Source organism: Mesorhizobium sp. WSM4898 (assembly GCF_029625845.1).
Classification (GTDB): Bacteria; Pseudomonadota; Alphaproteobacteria; order Rhizobiales; family Rhizobiaceae; genus Mesorhizobium.
In genome coordinates, this window is sequence record NZ_JARTVQ010000014.1 from 34,306 (window position 1) to 51,762 (window position 17,457).

General features: G+C 61.2%; 8 protein-coding genes and 3 pseudogenes. 7 read left to right on the forward strand and 4 right to left on the reverse strand.

Features of this window, described 5'->3' with window-relative positions:
• Positions 1 to 205 precede the first annotated feature (205 nt).
• Entirely contained in the window at positions 206 to 1,192 is a 987-nt protein-coding gene (locus P9228_RS29535) for an ATP-binding protein (RefSeq protein ID WP_024505649.1), read from the forward strand.
• Between the two features lie 17 nt (positions 1,193 to 1,209).
• Positions 1,210 to 3,678, forward strand: coding sequence for a S8 family peptidase (locus P9228_RS29540; RefSeq protein WP_063169237.1), 2,469 nt, complete (start codon positions 1,210 to 1,212; stop codon positions 3,676 to 3,678).
• A 206-nt stretch (positions 3,679 to 3,884) separates the two neighbouring features.
• Here P9228_RS29540 and P9228_RS29545 read toward each other — a convergent pair whose 3' ends face one another.
• From P9228_RS29545 to P9228_RS29560, 4 genes are all read right to left on the reverse strand, one after another.
• Complete coding sequence (locus P9228_RS29545) at positions 3,885 to 5,444, reverse strand: E2 ligase fold family C protein (protein ID WP_024505651.1); 1,560 nt, start codon at positions 5,442 to 5,444, stop codon at positions 3,885 to 3,887.
• A 3-nt stretch (positions 5,445 to 5,447) separates the two neighbouring features.
• The gene (locus P9228_RS29550) at positions 5,448 to 5,834 is read right to left on the reverse strand and encodes a Mov34/MPN/PAD-1 family protein (RefSeq protein WP_236383243.1); all 387 of its coding nucleotides are present in this window, start codon (positions 5,832 to 5,834) and stop codon (positions 5,448 to 5,450) included.
• Positions 5,835 to 5,932: 98 nt separating this feature from the next.
• Positions 5,933 to 6,550, reverse strand: a complete 618-nt coding sequence (locus P9228_RS29555; protein WP_024505653.1) for a putative metal-binding protein — start codon at positions 6,548 to 6,550, stop codon at positions 5,933 to 5,935.
• Positions 6,543 to 6,839: a DUF2604 domain-containing protein gene (locus P9228_RS29560; RefSeq protein WP_024505654.1), complete on the reverse strand. Its 297-nt coding sequence runs from the start codon at positions 6,837 to 6,839 to the stop codon at positions 6,543 to 6,545. The genes P9228_RS29555 and P9228_RS29560 overlap by 8 nt, the downstream gene beginning before the upstream one ends.
• Positions 6,840 to 7,741: 902 nt before the next feature.
• Between P9228_RS29560 and P9228_RS29565 the strand changes: the two are divergent.
• The 5 genes and pseudogenes from P9228_RS29565 to P9228_RS29585 all read left to right on the forward strand — a co-directional run.
• Positions 7,742 to 8,635, forward strand: a pseudogene (locus P9228_RS29565) (hypothetical protein); the annotation flags it as partial.
• Between the two features lie 88 nt (positions 8,636 to 8,723).
• Positions 8,724 to 9,768, forward strand: a pseudogene (gene fni / locus P9228_RS29570) (type 2 isopentenyl-diphosphate Delta-isomerase).
• An 86-nt stretch (positions 9,769 to 9,854) separates the two neighbouring features.
• A pseudogene (locus tag P9228_RS29575) lies at positions 9,855 to 10,086 on the forward strand (IS5/IS1182 family transposase); the annotation flags it as partial.
• Between the two features lie 667 nt (positions 10,087 to 10,753).
• On the forward strand, positions 10,754 to 13,060 hold the full coding sequence (locus tag P9228_RS29580; RefSeq protein WP_063169235.1) for a S9 family peptidase: 2,307 nt from the start codon (positions 10,754 to 10,756) through the stop codon (positions 13,058 to 13,060).
• Positions 13,061 to 13,893: 833 nt separating this feature from the next.
• On the forward strand, positions 13,894 to 17,358 hold the full coding sequence (locus P9228_RS29585; RefSeq protein ID WP_063169234.1) for a Ulp1 family isopeptidase: 3,465 nt from the start codon (positions 13,894 to 13,896) through the stop codon (positions 17,356 to 17,358).
• The last annotated feature ends 99 nt before the right edge of the window (positions 17,359 to 17,457 follow it).

Below are 17,457 nucleotides of genomic sequence, written 5' to 3' on the forward strand. Positions count from 1 at the left end.
TTCGAGCGCTCGAAGATGCGGACTGTTGTCTGCTGGCCGGCGTTATTCCGGCTGGCCTATGACCGCGGCGCAACAGTTCACCGCTGAAGTTGCCACGGGCGAACATCGACAAGAGAAAAAACACCATTGCGCGTTACAAATCGCCGTTGAAAGCGTTTAGGTTGCATGCGCTTCGCCAAGTAAACGGATACCCCAGAAGAGAGCCATGACCACGGCCCGCCATATCGTGACGCTGCTTAAAAGCCACATTGCCGGCGACGAGGATCGTTTCCTCTCTATCGCGATGCAGCTTGCTGCGCATGAGGCACGTCAAGGCCATGGCAAGCTTGCTCAGGAGCTCAAGGATCTGGTCGACGCAGCCAAGAGCAGGGACGCCCGGATTGCCAAGAGCAGTCGGCCGGTTCCCCTTTTTCAGCCAAAGGGCGAACTCGCAGGCCTCCTGCATGTGCGCTATCCGGACCTGCGACTGACGGACATGATTTTGCCGGACAGTCTGCGCTCGCGCCTGCACCGCGTGCTGGGAGAGCAGCGCCAACAAGCAAGCTTGCGCGAGCACGGGCTTGTTCCCCGTCGCAAACTGCTTCTGGTCGGCCCGCCAGGATCAGGCAAGACGATGACCGCATCGGCATTGGCCGGGGAGCTTCATCTGCCCCTTTTCATGATCGTCCTCGATGGTTTGATCACCAAGTTCATGGGAGAGACTGCCGGAAAGCTGCGGCTTGTTTTTGATGCAATGCAGGCGACGCGGGGCGTCTACTTCTTTGACGAATTCGATGCCATCGGCGCGCGTCGAGGCGAACGCCAGGATGTTGGCGAGATTCGGCGCGTGCTGAATTCGTTTCTGCAGTTTCTCGAGCAAGACGACAGCCACAGCCTGATTATTGCGGCAACAAATCATCCCGAGCTGCTCGACAGAGCTTTGTTCCGCCGTTTCGACGATGTCATCGAATACGCCGTGCCCGATCGGCCGATTATCGAGGCGCTGCTTCGGGCTCGACTCGACCGCTTCGACACCAGAGGGCTTGCCTGGAACGAGGCGATCTCTCAGGCAGAGAGACTGTCGCAGGCCGAGATCACCCGCGCGGCCGACGACGCTGCAAAAACCATCATATTGCGGGGGGGGAAGCGGATCACCTCGGAAGCGCTCATCGACGCTCTGAAGGAACGCCGGCAGGCTTCGCTGTCTGAGTAGCGACAGCACAGATCATAATGGCAGACGATTTTCCGCGCGACCGCGCCCATATCCACCTTCGCAACAACGGCATTCGGGAAGCCTATCGGCGGCCCAACCAACTTATACATGCACCGCCGCTGCCGGCGCGTGATCGGGCGTCGCATGCTGCGGCCTTGACGCAATCCATCGAACAAGCGGTCGAAAGTGCACGCCAGCAGATTGCGGCGCGTGACCCCCAGCTGTCGGTCGGCACGCCTGGCTTTTACCTCGAGATCGATCTGCCCATGTCCGGACGGGCGGCCCTCGACCAGTTGGCCGATCGTCGCCAGCACATGGAGCTGGTCGCCGTCCATGAGCCAACTCAACCCGGTGCTCCCATCACAGCGTCGGTGTTCCTGCCGCAAAGCGCGCAAGCCTATTATTTGCGGAAAGTCGAGGCGTATCGAGACGTTGACACTGACCGCGGCAGACCGCGCAACGAGCCGCTCGTCTCCCGCATGGAGACAGTCAGGCTGGCGACTGCACGATCGTTGTTTACCGACCACGACGACCTCTTCCCCCAGGCCGCTGACGAGCAGGTGTGGTGGGAAGTCTGGCTGCGCGACGGTCGCCGCGAGAACTTCGAGCACATTGCCGAAGCCCTGAACATCACTTTGCGCACGCATGCGGTCAGGTTTCCGGAGCGGGTGGTCATGCTGGCACTCGCCAGCACGGCAATGCTCGACCGCATGATTGCGCACAGCGATGTCGTCGCCGAGCTGCGGCGCGCGAAGGATACGCCGTCCTTCTTCATGGGCCTTGGCGGCGCGGAGCAAAGGGACTGGAGCGACGAGCTTCTCGGGCGCGTCAGACCGCCTCAATCCGATATTGCGGTCTGCATTCTCGACAGCGGCGTACGTCGCACCCACCCGTTGATCGAACCCGCACTTGCCGTTGAAGACTGGCACACCGTCAAACCGGCATGGGGCAGCGACGACACACCTGCGTGGAGCGGCCACGGGACGCGAATGGCAGGTGTCGGCCTGTACGGTGATCTGGTCCCGCTCCTGGTCGGAGGCGATCCAGTTCCATTGCCCTTTCGGCTGGAGAGTGTCCGTATCCTTCCGCCAGAAGACGAGGCAAACGATCCAGAACTCTATGGCTCGATCACCGCGGAAGCGATCGCCCGCGCCGAGGTGCAGGCGCCGGAGCGCCGCCGCGCGATCGCAATGGCTGTGACAAGCGCCAGTCCGGCGCGTGGAAGGCCCACATCGTGGTCTGCCGCTATCGACCAACTCTGTTTCGAAGAGGAGCAGCGACGCTTGATCGTTCTCTCTGCCGGCAACATCGGCGATGACCTCATGCCGGCCGAGCATTTGACGCGCAACGATCTGGAAGCAGTCGATGATCCTTCTCAGGCCTGGAATGCGCTGACGGTCGGCGCTTTCACAGAAAAGGTCGATATCATTGACACCGACTTTGCGGGCTACGCTCCGATCGCGCCGGTCGGCGAGCTCTCGCCGCGCAGTCGCACTTCGGTCGTTTGGGACAGGCAGTGGCCGGTGAAGCCCGAGGTCGTCTTCGAAGGCGGCAATCTCGCCCATGACGGTGTGTTGCCTGGCGAGCCGATCGACGATCTGCAGATATTGACCACTTTCTATCGACCCGAACTGCGCCACTTCACCACCCTCGGAGATACGAGCGCGGCAACGGCCCATGCCGCACGGATGGCGGGACTAATTCTATCAGCGCGCCCCGAGCTGTGGCCTGAAACGGTTCGCGCCCTGATCGTCCACTCGGCCGAATGGACTCCGGCGATGCGCGCACGCATCGATGCGTGCAACGGAGCGAAGGGCGAGATCCAGGCGCTCGTGCGGCGCTATGGTTACGGCGTGCCAGATCTTGGGCGCGCGCTTCTGTCAACGGTGAACGACCTCACGCTTATCGTTGAAGATGAGCTTCAGCCTTTCCAGCGCGAGGGCGGCGCGGCTGCCAAAACGCGTGACATGAAGCTGCATCGCCTGCCTTGGCCGAAGGAGCAGCTCGCGGCGCTCGGCGCTGCCCAGGTCGAGCTCCGCGTCACGCTGTCCTATTTCATCGAACCCAACCCCGGTGAACGCGGATGGACCCGCCGGCATCGTTACGCGTCCCATGGTCTTCGGTTCAGAGTAAAGTCAGCGACCGAGACAGTCGACGAATTCCGAGCCCGCATCAATCAGGCCGCTCGGGACGAGGAGGAAGGGGCGCCTGCTGGAGGCGGAGAAGAGTGGCTGCTCGGCACCTTCCGCGATCGCGGCTCGTTGCACGCCGATTTCTGGTCGGGCAGCGCCGCCGATCTCGCCGAGCGTGATGCGATCGGCGTGTTCCCGGTCGGGGGCTGGTGGAAGGAGAAGCCTTACCTGGAACGCGTCGACGCTCTGGCTCGGTACGCCCTGATTGTGACGATGCGGGCGCCTGGGGTCGATGTTGACATCTTCACACCCGTCGAAGCAGCCCTGACTGTCGAGACGTCGGTCGAGACCTGATGCAGCACTGTCCAAATCGGCCAACAACGGAGGTTTGACCAGCCTCTGGTGCCATGGCGGCTGGTGCTGGATCATCACGTCGGCAACAGGGATCATGCGCGGAGGACGATAGGCCGGCAAAGGAGCGGGCCAAGCGTGTGATAATGGCGCCCATGGTCACGCCCACAAGCCGCGCCCCCTGCGTCTACGGAGAGGTGCGCGTCTGTTTAGGCGGCCGAGACATCGCTTACCTGATCAACGCGCTCGCCGTATTTGCGCCTGTAAGCGGCAATGAAATCGTCGTCGCTACAGATGCAGCGGCCGCTGGAGTCCTTGGCCTTCGGATCGTGCAAGTGAGAGCCAAGGGGGCGCAGAAGATTCACCCGAGTGCTCGTCGTCGGGCTCATGGGAAACCCCGCACTATGTTTGACCAAATCCGCGGCAAGCATAATCCCGGCAAGCACCGACTGAAAGGCCATCGGAACCACAGTTCGAACGCGGCGACTTCCTTCGCTAAGCTGGAACACCAGACCGCCGCAGATAGCCTGCTGATAAAAGGAGCGCAGGGGCTGGCCGACAAACGGGGCTAGCGGTTCAAACGGCACAGCCATCGCTGTAGCCACGCGAACTACAAAGTCGTTGGGAACTCCGGCATTGGTCTGCAGGAGCGTTTTCACCTGCTCGTGTGCTTCCGGTATTCCGAGTTCCTCGGCAATCAGCTGGTGCTCGTCCTTGGATTTTCCGGATGGCAGGTACATGCAACAAAGGCAAGCCTGGCCGTCATCGAAACCATGCCGGGAGATACCGAGATCGTGCTCCTGCGTCCAAGCGTTTGCGATCCATCGCGGCAGTGCACCTTGGACAGCCAGACGGTCGGCGGCGGTGTCAAGCGCCACACCCACTTGGTCGAAGACCCAATTGCCCCGGCGCGCAACATATTCTGCCCACGTCAGAGGGTGCGCCTCGACCTCAAGGGCAGTCGATCTAAGGGCGGTGGCTGCAAGAACCGCTTTGGACATACCAATCTCCGCCTGGCCAGCCAATGCGTAGCGCTGCAGGTTTGAGAGTTCGATCGCTTCGTGATCGATTACATGCAGACGACCTTTGAGATCGGGTTGTCTCGCTAGCGCCCAAAGCGAGCCATGGCCTATCGCACCGAGCCCAACGAGGTGGGTTTCGCCAAGGTCGACTGGGAAGTCGATCGGGCCAGGCTCTCCGGCTTTGGTCTTGTCGTAGCTGCATAGCGAGAGGTCGATGGTTTCGTCCAACTCGGCGCCGGTCAACTGGGCAGCGAAGATAGTTCGAAAGACGTTGGCGGCGCCGAAGCAACTGGCGGCGCCAGCTCCATAAGGCAGCAGACTTGGGCCAGAGCCCACCGGGTCCGTACGCGACAGCTTTGCCGCCCAACCGTCCGATCCCACGAAAAAGATCGGGCACCGGAGTGATGGGCGCGTTACCCCTGCAACGACGCAGACGGTGGCAGACTTGCCGGAACGCCGGATGCCGACTTTTGGATTGATCGACTTTGCCAAGCGCTCCAGCGCTTGGGCTTGAGAGCTCGCCGCGCTGTCCAGCGGGAGTATCGCCAGAACCGGGTAGAGCCTAGCGAGCAATCTCACCGCAAGATCTAGTGTCGCCTGGCCTTCGGCGCAGGAAGCGGCCTGATGGTCGAAGGCGACTGCCACGACCTGCTTTTCAAGAGCTGCTTTGAAGTCTCCCAGATGAAAATCGGCCAGGACCTGAGATGCCGCCGTGGCGGCGCGATCGATGAAGTTAGCGAATGCCATTGTTCAACTCGATATCATGATCATTCGCGACAGTGCCGCGGGAGGGAGCGCATTCCATTTGGCCTTTTCGTCAAGCCGATAGGCGGCGACCCGAGCAAAATCGAAAGGCTCGCGGGCGAAATTCGGCACTACCAGCGACAGACACCCAACCGTGGTAGCAACCGCATAAGCGTCGTCCGTCGTCGAATGGTAGGCGCGGCCCGGATGGCTGTGAATCTGGGCCAAGAGTTTCAGGCCGCTTTTGTAGAGCCAGACATTGAGCCGGTGCAGTTCTTCGGCCGCAACGATCACGCAAACGCCATCGTTTGTCCGAATGTGACGCTGCGCCGGGATAACCGTCTCTGTTACGGCAAAGTGCCGCTCTTGCTGAACGCCGACCCAGAGCGCCATCCCCTCATTGCCCTCGCGACCAACTGAGCGCAGATGCCCATGCGTGGTCGAGATGCAGCCGCGCGGGAGAGTCACGATCGTTACATCTCTCAAACCAGTCATTCTTGTATCGCCTGAGGGGATACCACCATTCCTACGATTGTCGGTTGGAGTTGAATCTGCAACTGCTCTATAGGAACGATTCCGTACTTGATGATCTTGTCCAGGATGAAGGCCAAACAGCCTTCGCCAGAACCCCGATGAAGCAGCCATGGATCACCTGAATGGGCTGGATTGTCGTGGTATTCCCGGACGCCCGCCATGCACAGGAATGGTTCGTCCTCGGGACTGTTGGCCTGGATGAAGTCCGTCAGCGGCACGGCGTTCTGCTGGATGAGAGCTCCTATCATCTCCGGCGGCGTTCCGGGCAGCGGCGGACGTCTAAGCATTTTCAGGTATAGATCTTTCCGGGCAATCGGATGACGCGTAAACGGATCGACGAAGACCACGGACGGTGGTCTTAAGTCGTAGTCGGTGAAGTCGACCTCGCTCGCTGCGCTGACCACCCGTGGCTTTAACTTGGGGCTGGCGAAAATGAAGAAAGCGCGCGGAAAGGTCGCCTCGATCAAGAAGCAGCCCTGAGCCCGATAGACATCAGCATATGGCCGGAACCGGCCGATCTCCCGATCAAACTTCGCTCGGGAGACCTCCGGATCCACACTTTGGTGTTTAGGCACCTGCGACGCCCGCCTTCAGGCTGAGGAACAGGGTCACAGTATTCGGGAAACCGAAGTCGCCAAGCTTCTTGTCGACATCGAGCAAGTTGCCGGCCTCATCCTTGAATTCCCAATTCTCGGCTGGTTGGGCGACATTCTGCGTGTTCTCAAGGGCTTTGGTACGAATGACGTGAAGCGGCTGGTTGGGATTGGCTTCGACCTGCGTGGGCTGGCCGTTCACCACCACCGTGATCTCGATCTTGCCCGGTCCGCCGCCGTGATTATCGCCCTTACCCGAATCCTTCGACATTGTCCTACTCCTGTGGCTTGCCAACCGCCCCACGCCCTGGCGCCCACCTGCGAGTGAGACCGGCGGTCTTCAATCGTTCACCCGGCGCCACGGCCGCGAGTACGCGAAAGACAGGGGATAAGCTACCGAATCGGTGCTTGCCTTCTTTTATGGGTGACTTGAGCCGCAAGTAAATGGTCTCAAATTGCTCCTCACAACTATAATCGATTAGAGCAATGCAAAAATATTGGCGACACGCCTATTCATCTGCTCTCTCACTCGCCTGCTCCGTGCTTGGCAAGGGGAGCTTTGACTGCGTCACGCGTCCCCCAAGCAGCCGATTGCGCCGGCAGCGCCGTAGGAACCGTCGTTCAGAGTCTTCACCACTCAAGCAGCCGCATGGATGCAGCCGACGCTCGTCTCCACAAACAGCGCAAGTGGTGCCTTGTTGGATAAGGTCGCCTCGTCCCTGGTGCAGCATCTGTCGGAACGGGTCCGCTGCGAGACCATGCCTCATCATCGCGCATGCGCAGCAGCCGGCGGTCGATGCTCGTAAGGCGTTCTGCTCATTTCGTGGCGAAGGCGCTGCTCGACTCGCGGACATATGCGGGCACCGAGGCGGAGGCTGACCAGTCGGCGCCGCGTTCGCGGATGTCGCTTGCAATGTGCTCGCGTGCGTTTGCCGCCGGCGACCTTGCCGTCCTCGCCTGCTATGGCGAGCCGGCGCAAGCGGATTGCTCGATACTGCCGGCGAGGCTGCGGGCCGGTCCTAACGGCCGTTCACAAGAGCTTGCATCAGCAACTGGCAATCGGATCGATAACTTCGCGATCGCCGTTATGGCGCGGAGATGCGGTCTCGCCGGGTTGTGGCTGGCGCTTCGTTGTGGGCGGCGCGTCGTAGCCGAGGGAGCAGGGGCGGCGCCATGATCCAGACCGAACGCGCGCTGCAGCAGGTGCTTGAGTGGGGGCGTGCCCTGACCGGTTTCGCGGATGAGCATGCTGAGGAAGCGGTAAGGGGCGGCCAGTATATCCTGCAACGCATTCACCCGAGCCTGCGCGACACCAGCGCCCGCACCGGCCGCGATCCGCAGGACGAAACGCTGATCGTGGCGTTCTATCGCGAACTGGCGCTGCTGTTCTGGCTAGACGATTGCAACGACGTTGGCCTGATCGCGCCGGAGCAGCTCGCCGCCCTGGAGCAGGCGCTGGGGCACGGCGTACCGTGCGTGCTCTCCGGATTCGAGGGCTGCGCTCAGCTGCGCGCTTCGCTGGCTGCGCTCGCTTACGATCGTCACGACTATGCTCGGCTTCTCGACTATACCCGGTGCTACTGCGCGGCGCTGCGCGCCGGACACGCGCAGGCGGCAGGGGCGCGACGCTGGTCTTACGCCGAGTACCTGCACAACGGCATCGATTCGATCGCTTACGGGACCGTGTTCTGTTGCCTGTCGCTGCTGTGGGGGCTGGACATGGCGACCTTGCGCGCGCGTCCAGCGTTTCGCCAGGTCCTGCGGCTCATCTCAGTGATAGGGCGCCTGCAGAACGATCTGCATGGACGCGACAAGGACAGGTCGGCCGGCGATAACGCGGCGATCCTGCTTCTGCAGCGCTATCCGGCTATGCCTGTGGTTGAGTTCCTCAACGACGAGTTGGCCGGCCATACGCGCATGCTGCACCGGGTGATGGCGGAAGAATGCTTTCCCGCGCCGTGGGGACCGTTGATCGAGGCGATGGCGGCGATCCGCGCGCAGTACTACCAGACTTCGACCAGCCGCTATCGCAGCGACGCTGCAGGGGGAGGCCAGCGTGCGTCGGCCTGGACGCGCCGGAGGCGGCGGCTTGGGCGCGCTGCCGTCGGTTCGATCCGACGCAACGCCGTCGCCCGCTGCTACGGATGGAGCGAGCATGAGCGACACCGCCCTGAGCCGGGGAAGGACGAACATCTGGACATCGTGCTGGATCGGCGAACGGCGCCGGCCACGGTGGCCGCTGGCTGGGAGTACATCCATCTCGAACACTGCGCACTGCCCGAGTTGGACCTGACGCAGATCGACCTGCGCGCCTCGCTGCTGGGCAAGGCTATGCGCGCGCCGCTGCTGATCAGCTCTATGGCCGGCGGCATGCCACGGGCCGAGGCCATCAACCGGCATTTGAGCGAGGCAGCGCAAGCCTTGGGGATCGCCATGTGCGGTTCGCAGCGTGTGAGCCTGCAATCCCGCAACTCCCAGGGGCTAACGCGCGCGCTGCGCCGCCTGGCGCCAGACATTCCCTTGCTGGCCAATATCGGCGCCGCGCAACTGCGGGAGGCCGACGGCCTGGACCTGGCGCGTCGCGCGGTGGACGCGCTGGAGGCCGATGGGCTCATCGTCCATCTCAATCCGCTGCAGGAAGCGGTACAGCCGGAGGGCGACCGCGAACTGGCGCGGCGTCCTGGCGCTGATCGCTGGCGCCGCGCGCATCGTGGGCGTGCCGATGGTGGCCAAGGAAGTGGGGGCGGGCCTGTCCGCCTCGGTGCCTGTGCGCTCGTCGAGGCGGGCGTGGCGGTAATCGATGTCGCCGGCGCCGGCGGCACCAGTTGGGCCGCAGTGGAGGGCGAGCGCGCCCGCAATGCCGCCGACCGTGCAGTGGCGATGTCATTCGCCGATTGGGGGATTCCACCCTGACCAGCGTGCAGGCGGTGCGTCGGGCGCTGCCAACGGTGAAGCTGATCGCGTCGGGCGGGATCCGCGATGGCGTCGACGTGGCCAAGGCCATCCGCCTGGGCGCGGACATCGCCGGGCAGGCGGCCAGCGTGCTGGGCGCGGCGACAGTGTCCACCGGGGCCGTTGTCGCGCATTTCGAGATCGTCATCCGCCAGTTGGCCGTCGCCTGCTTCTGCACGGGCTCGGCTGATCTGGCGGCGTTGCGTCAGGCGCGCTTGTTGCCCTCGTCGCATTTGTCCGCCGGTTGATGTCGGCGTCGTCCGCACGCTAACAGCAGGCTGCTGAAATACCTACGCCAAAGACAGACTATTGATCCCCCTGGCGAGACGGCTCGATTGACGGGAGCGATGTGTTCATGGAGCAGCTGTTCACGATGAAGCGGTTGGAAGATTTCGTTCCAGCCGGTCATCCTGGTGCCCGCACCGGCTGATGATCAATGGAGCGCTGGTGCGGCTAGACGGCATCCTTTCCGGCATGTACGCCTGCAGTGCCAAAGGCGGTCGCCCCAGCGTTGCGCCGGAGAAATTGCTGCGGGCCGTGTGTTGCAGGTGTTCTACAGCGTCCGTCGGAATTGATGCAGCAGGTGCTGCTGTGGCAAGGCCAAGACCCGGGAATGCCGTCAGCTTTGATCAGGCGCTTCGGGCCGTCGGAAACGCGCGAAGAGTCCGGCTTTCGAAAAAGGCCGAACGCCTCAGATAAAGCCAGAACTCCTTGGGTCACCATCAAACCAATTTGACGCCCCGGGACAATTTCGTCCGGCATTGTCCGGTGTGCGACGATGTTGGGGATGCGACATAGGCGGATTGCCGTGTATTTAAACCGCTTTTCCTTTGGCACGCATATTGCGCCCTATCGGTAAACCTCGTCATGGGCCGGCGGCAATCGCTCGGAGATTGTCGAAATAGCACAATGATTTCTGCCGGGGTGACATCCGGCCCGACTAGAGCAGGACCTTTCAGATGATGCAGAAAAGCAAGCGGCCATACTCGCGGGGAAATAGTCGCGTCAGGGCTGCATGGACGCTCTTTCCTGGTTGTTTCGGCGGCGGACGCCAACTCTTCAATCGGCACCCGAACCAGTGCCTGGATGTCCAAGGAGCGCCCCTGTTGCGCGTGCCTGGCTGCACCCGCGTGCTGGCTCTCCTCCAAGGCGACGCTTCGGCGCTGCTGCAGACCGGCGACGAGAACCCAACTTCAAAATTAGCATTCCGAAAACCGAAAGAAGTGAACAGGTATGTCCAGGATCGGCGCTTTGACGCGCGCCGCATGGCGATCGGCAACTCAGACGCTGGCCAAGGGTTCGAAAAGTTTACACCCGACGCTAGCGCCGGCCGATTTCAAGCGCGCACTTACGATCAACGATCGATATGGCGGGCTCACTGTCAATGTCCCCAAAATGCCTTTCTGGCTGACCGGGGGTGAAGCCTTCGTCTACCGCCGGACTAGCCACGGCGAGCAGCAGTTCATGCAGGTCGATGCTGCCACGGGTTTCAAGCGGCCCGCTTTCGATCAGGCGCGTCTGGCGGCAGCGCTAAACAAGGTGAGCCATGAGAGCTATCAAGCCGGCAATCTTCCGTTCGACCGTTTCGAACTGAGTGAGGATGGTCGCAGGCTCGACTTCCAGATTGAAGACACCCGGTGGAGCTGCGACCTTGCAAGCTATGACTGTACCAGCACCACATTCGATGCAAGGAAAGGGGACCGTAGGGAGCTCAGCCACCGCTACACGCCGCCAGCGGAGAACAACCCCGACAAGAGCAACGCGTCGCCCGACGGCAAATGGATCGCCTATATCAAGAACTGCAACGTTTTCCTGCGCAGCGAGGACGGATTGCAGGATGTTCCTCTGAGCCGGGACGGAGCCGAAGGCAATTGCTACGTCTTTTCGACGCTGAGCTGGTCGCCGGACTCGCGCCACCTCGCCGCTTACCTTGTTCGCCCCGGCTATAGGCGAGAGGTCCGCTACCTCAATTCTTCGACGGACCAGTTGGAGCGGGAATATTCAACAAAATTCTATCCCAGGCCGGGCGATGTCCTTCCGCTGCCCCAGCCAGTCCTGTTCGACATTGCCGGCCGGCGCCAGATCGTGATTGACGGTGCCCTCTTCTCGAACGTCTTCGAACTTTCCCCTCTCCGGTGGTGGGCGGACAGCCGCGGCTTCACTTTCGAATATAACCAGCGCGGGCATCAGCTTTATCGCCTGGTCGAGGTAGACGCCGCCTCGGGCCGCGGGCGCTCCCTGATCGATGAGACCAGCGAGACATTCGTTGATTATTTGCCGCTGGGGCATGGCCAGGAGGATGCCGGAAAAATCTTCCGTTACGATGTCGATGACGGGAAGGAGATCATCTGGGCATCAGAGCGCGACGGGTATGAGCATTTGTATCTTTTCAACGGCCGGACAGGCGCGCTCGAAAACCAGATCACGCGAGGTGAGTGGGTCGTCCGGAGGGTCAACCATGTCGATCCGGTCAAGCGTCAGATCTGGTTCGAGGCGAGCGGGATGAACTCGCAGGAGGACCCCTATTGGGTCCATGCTTACCGCATCGGCTTTGACGGCAAGGGACTGACTGCACTGACGCCCGAACCGGCCAACCACCATATCGAGTTCTCGCCTGACAGGCGCTATTATGTCGATCTCTGGTCACGCATCGATCTGCCCCCGCGCATGGCACTCTACCGCGCCAGCGACAATGCCAAGCTCCAGCAGATCGAGACGGCCGACATTTCTGAGCTCGTCGCCGCAGGCTGGCAGCCGCCGCTCAGTTTCCATTCCAAGGGGCGCGACGGCAAAACTGACATCTGGGGCGTGCTCCACCTGCCAGCCAACTTCGACCCGACGAAGAAATACCCGGTTGTGGAGAATATCTATGCTGGACCCCACGGCTCCTTCGTCCCAAAATCCTTCTCGCGGTGGACAGAGCCGCTCACGCAGCTGGGCTTCGTCGTTGCTCAGATCGACGGCATGGGCACCAACAACCGCTCCCGCGCCTTCCATGATGTTGCTTGGAAGAATCTGAAGGACGCAGGATTTCCCGATCGCATTCTGTGGCACAAGGCGGCGGCCGCGCAATATCCATGGTACGACATATCCAACGTCGGCATTTTTGGCGCATCCGCCGGCGGCCAGAGTGCAGTCAGCGCGCTGCTCTTTCACCCCGATTTCTACAAGGTCGCCGTCGCCAAAAACGGCTGCTTCGACAACAGGATAGACAAGACCTGGTGGAACGAACTTTGGATGGGGTGGCCGGTCGGCATTGAATATTCGCAATCCTCCGCCGTTGACAATGCTCACAGGCTGCAGGGCAAGCTGATGATCGCGGTCGGCGAAATGGATGATAATGTCGATCCGTTTTGCTCGTTCCAGCTTGCCGATCGACTCATCAAGGCAGGAAAAGATTTTGACATGGTCTACGTTCCTGGTGCCAATCACCATACTCTAGGCACCTACACCGAGCGCAAACTCCTAGACTTCTTCGTTCGCAACATTCTCGGTCAGACCCCGCCCGACTGGAACACCAAACCGATCGAGCTGGAATAGCTTGTGGCTCTTGCAATTGTTAGCTCGCCTTATCAGCTGTAATCAGGGCGAGGCGCGAGCAAATCTGCACCGAAGGACGATCGTGGAGTCTAGGACTTGCGCTGCGTATTGAGGATCGGCTCGCCGCGACGTTGGTCTGAGCAAACTGCTTGATAGGCACGCCTGCAGACCGCGTGTGTGCGATTGCAAGATCCCCTATCAGCCTGGTGTGAAGCGTTCAGGGGAAAAGCCGCACCCAACGCCGCTTCCGCTCGCCGTAACGCTACGGCGGTGCGGCCCACCGATCCGCTCGACGAGCATTGGAACACATAGGTCCCCGAACGGACGATTGCCTTGGCAATAGAAGACCCTCGTCGGTCATCGCCGCTGTGGGTGGCAGCCCGTCGGTCTGGAGCTGCCACGATTCTCATCCTCGCGTCACATATGAGCTGAAGCTTTCCGGATCGGGTATCCAATCGGCATCCAGTTGCTCGGCGATATGGTTGAATTCTGCCCTCAGGACAAGAGTGAGTAGAGCAGCCCCGCTACGAAAATCCCATCCTGGTTCGTTTGACGCATCGACTATTCAGATTGATTGGCGTGATACCCGGCGCGGCCGCAACACGCGAGGCCGTCAACCGCTGAGCAGAAAACCAGCCTTCGCCTTCCGCGGCGGCGGACCTCGTCAGCCTCTCGAAAGCTTGCCTGAGTAGGTTGCTCATGTGATCTGTGGAAGTGAGGATAGCGTGCACCCGTACAAACTAGACATTCATCGTGGCAGCTTGGCTGCAGGTGCAGCACGCCGTACCGCACGAGCAAGCGGACAGGCCGGCCAAGCCGGTTTTGAGCAGCACTTGGGCGAACTGCAGGCGGCGGACGAGTTGATGGGTGCGCTAGGCGAGGAGGTCCTCGTCAATGGCTCGCATGGTAAAGGTGAGTTGAGACCAACGAAGAGGCAGAGGATCCAAAGCAATCTGCAGCATGCTGTCACTGAGCGGCAACCAGGTGAGGTTGGCAACTCAGGCGCTCGCGTGATGATGCAACTCCCCACCGATCAGGTGGGTACATCGGAACGGGAGGCGCAACTTGTGATGCAGGGGGACGAGCACGAATACACCCCAGCACCGCATCTCGACGGGTCGATGCCCTCGACAGTGCAGCCGGATCGTCCAATTGTGGTCCCCGACGGTGCCGACAAGCGTCCTGTTTATTCCAACGATGCCACCGCCATCGAAGGGCTGAAGTCAGCACTCCTTGCGGGTAAAGCCAGGCCGGACACGGTCACTCGCAGCACAAATTCTCTTTTCGGCTTTAGTCGTTGGCTCTTTCAAAACAACAAGCCAGGGCTTGCTGCTCGGCTTTACCATCCGTCGCTGAGCCAGGATCTCGAGGAGTACGAGAGTAGGGGTGGTTCCTCCACCGTGGCTGGCGCACTGCGTCAATTGATGAAGTCGATGGGCGGAGCCGGCCCGATTGTGGGTCGCGCTGTCCTGAACCCCCATCCTGACGACGCCGCGCTCACCAGACATTTCAGATCCGCGAGCGGCTACGCAACTGCTCTTAACCATTTCAGTCATTACCTACGTCAAAATGACAAGCTCGGAATTGCGGGTCGCATTTACGATAAATCGCTGGATAAAGATGTTGAGAGCTACAAGGCCGCCTCCTCTAATGGTGGAGCTCCGATCGAATCTGCGCTGGTTTATCTCCGCAAGAACCCGCCGCGCGTTATACTCGGGAATCATCTGGAAAACGCGGTCAGCATGGAGGCTCGTCCCCGTGGCGACGCTGCTCAGCATACCGCACCACAGCAGGGATTCGATTGGCCAGAGGAGCTCCTGCCGGTAGGTTATAAGGAGGGCACCGATCTACCATTGTCTCTCGCCCCAACCGCGCACCAACACCAAGCGCCCGACTTTGGAGAGGCCGTCCCTCACTTGAACTGGCGCCACGGCGACCAGGGCGCCCCGGAGGAGCTGGTAGCTGCACGGGACAGGAGCAGCCCGCTGCCAAGCGAGGCGGTGCCACATAAATCTGGACGGGGACTCGCTACGCAGCCCAGATTGTGGGCGGAGAAATCCGCCTCGCCAGAGCTCTTTCGACGGCGGGCGGAGCAGGCTCTGCCGGCGTCCGCCAGAGGTGTGGAGACATCCTCCGCGGTTGATGAAGCCGCGCAGGCCGCTCGCCAAGCTTTGGCTTGGTTGCAGCAGGAGATGGAGGGGATCGAACCGATGCAGGATCCTCATGAGGTGGCTACACCGGAATGTGAGGCGCAGCTCGTCAGGCAGAGGGATGAGCACGAATCCACCCCAGCACCGCATCCCGGAGGTGGTGGGTCGATGCCCTCGACAGTGCAGCCGGATCGTCCAATTGTAGTCCCCGACGGTGCCGACAAGCGTCCTGTCTATTCCAACGATGCGACCGCTATCGAAGGGCTGAGGGCAGCATTCCACGCGGGTAAGGCCAAAGCGAACACGGTCACTTACAATGTAAATTCTCTTTTCGGCTTTAGTCGGTGGCTCCTTCAAAACAACAAGCCAGGGTTTGCTGCTCGGCTTTACCATTCGTCGCTGGATCAGGATCTCAAGGAGTACGAGAGTACGGGTGGTTCCTCCACCGTGGCTGGCGCACTGCGTTACCTCAAGAAGTCGACAGGCGGAGCCCCGATTATGGCTCGCCCTGTCGTGATCCCCTATCCTGACGATGCCGAGCTCATTAGAAATTACAGAGCCGCTTCGACCAAGGAGTACCTGGCAGCGCCTGCGACCGGACGGAATCCAGATACCGTGGGCGGCTATACAAATTTTCTTAGACATTTTAGTCAGTACCTGCGTCAAAATAACAAGCTTGGGATTGCGGCTCGGATTCACGACAAATCGCTGGATAAAGATGTTGAGAGCTTCAAGGCTGTCTCCTATGGTAATAGGCTAAGTATCAGTTCTGCATTGGCTCACCTCCGGGATATCCTGCCGCGCATTGTGCTCGGGCGCGAAACTGTCCTTTCTGCTCATCCGGCAGACGCAGTCACCAGGCGCGTTGGGGCCGCTGCTGAAGCTGGGCCAGCGGCACCGGCAAGAGCTCCCCAACCCGCCTCGCCAGCAACCGCTAGGCTGCCAGGCACCTACCGCGGCCTTCCACTGGTTGATGTGACCACACTGACTACCAGTTCCTCTGGGGCTCAGATCGGGGCGCTCGATCCGACAGCCCCGTCCAACGTTGCAACGGGGCGGGTGCTCGGCGCCGCCGAATGGCTGAGCGACGCCCATATCCAGAGAGATTACAATTTGCTGGAGGGGCAACTGCAGGGGATCAATCCGGCGCTCGCTGCCCGGACTCGGCTGGTGGATCCTTCCGTATCCCATCTACTGCGACACACGTCGCCGCAAGACGCTCGAGGCATATTGCAGTCCATCTATAATCAAAACAACGCCACAGCCGACTTCCTGTTCTTGCCAGTGAATAATGGCACGGCTACTAGCCCCGGCACCCATTGGTCGCTGCTGCTCGTTGATCGCCGCGACCCGGAAAGGCGGTTCGCCTATCACTACGACTCCCTCCAGCGAGAGGGATATAACGACGTGCCTGCAAAACAGCTCGCAGGACTGCTGAATGCCACCTTGGCGCCAGCCCCCATGGCCAGACAGACGAACCATTATGATTGCGGCGTATTTGTCCTGGAGGGCACGTGGGCGCTGGTTGAACGATTGGTGAAAGGGCAGCGGCCAGACCACGAGCCGCTGCCCCTCGACAACCTCGTTGCCGATCGGCAGGCGCTGCAAGACCGGCTAAGGAGGCGCTTGCCGCACGAGGAAGAGCCGCGGCAGCTGCTGGAGGATGAACCCGCCTCCCCACCGATGATGGCATTCGAGCCAGGGGAACTGCGGCAACTGTTGGAAGACGAGCCTGCCTCCCCACCAATGATGGCGTTCGAGCCAGGGGAACTGCGGCAACTGTTGGAGGACGAACCTGCCTCCCCACCAATGATGGCGTTCGAGCCAGGGGAACTGCGGCAACTGTTGGAGGACGAGCCTGCCTCCCCACCAATGATGGCGTTCGAGCCAGGGGAACTGCGGCAGCTGTTGGAGGATGAACCCGCTTCCCCACCGATGATGGCGTTCGAGCCAGGGGAACTGCGGCAACTGTTGGAGGATGAACCCGCTTCCCCACCGATGATGGCGTTCGAGCCAGGGGAACTGCGGCAACTGTTGGAAGACGAGCCTGCCTCCACTTGGGCACAAATCAATTCGACCCCACATGCGCGAGCGGACGGTGTTCATCAGCCAGCCCAGGCGCCGTGGCTCCCTGAACGCAGAAGATAACTTTGCGGAGGAGCGGTCACGCAACTGTCGGCGGCGCCGGGCCTCAGGGTGAATGGAAAGGATGGAGTGGCGGATGGTGTCGCGTGAAGGCGCAACACG

Coding starts and splice junctions, on each gene's coding strand:
- P9228_RS29560 (WP_024505654.1), bottom strand. CDS start 6,839: ATGTCGAAGGATTCGGGTAAGGGCGATAATCACGGCGGCGGACCGGGC.
- P9228_RS29550 (WP_236383243.1), bottom strand. CDS start 5,834: ATGGCGCTCTGGGTCGGCGTTCAGCAAGAGCGGCACTTTGCCGTAACA.
- P9228_RS29535 (WP_024505649.1), top strand. CDS start 206: ATGACCACGGCCCGCCATATCGTGACGCTGCTTAAAAGCCACATTGCC.
- P9228_RS29540 (WP_063169237.1), top strand. CDS start 1,210: ATGGCAGACGATTTTCCGCGCGACCGCGCCCATATCCACCTTCGCAAC.
- P9228_RS29580 (WP_063169235.1), top strand. CDS start 10,754: ATGTCCAGGATCGGCGCTTTGACGCGCGCCGCATGGCGATCGGCAACT.
- P9228_RS29545 (WP_024505651.1), bottom strand. CDS start 5,444: ATGGCATTCGCTAACTTCATCGATCGCGCCGCCACGGCGGCATCTCAG.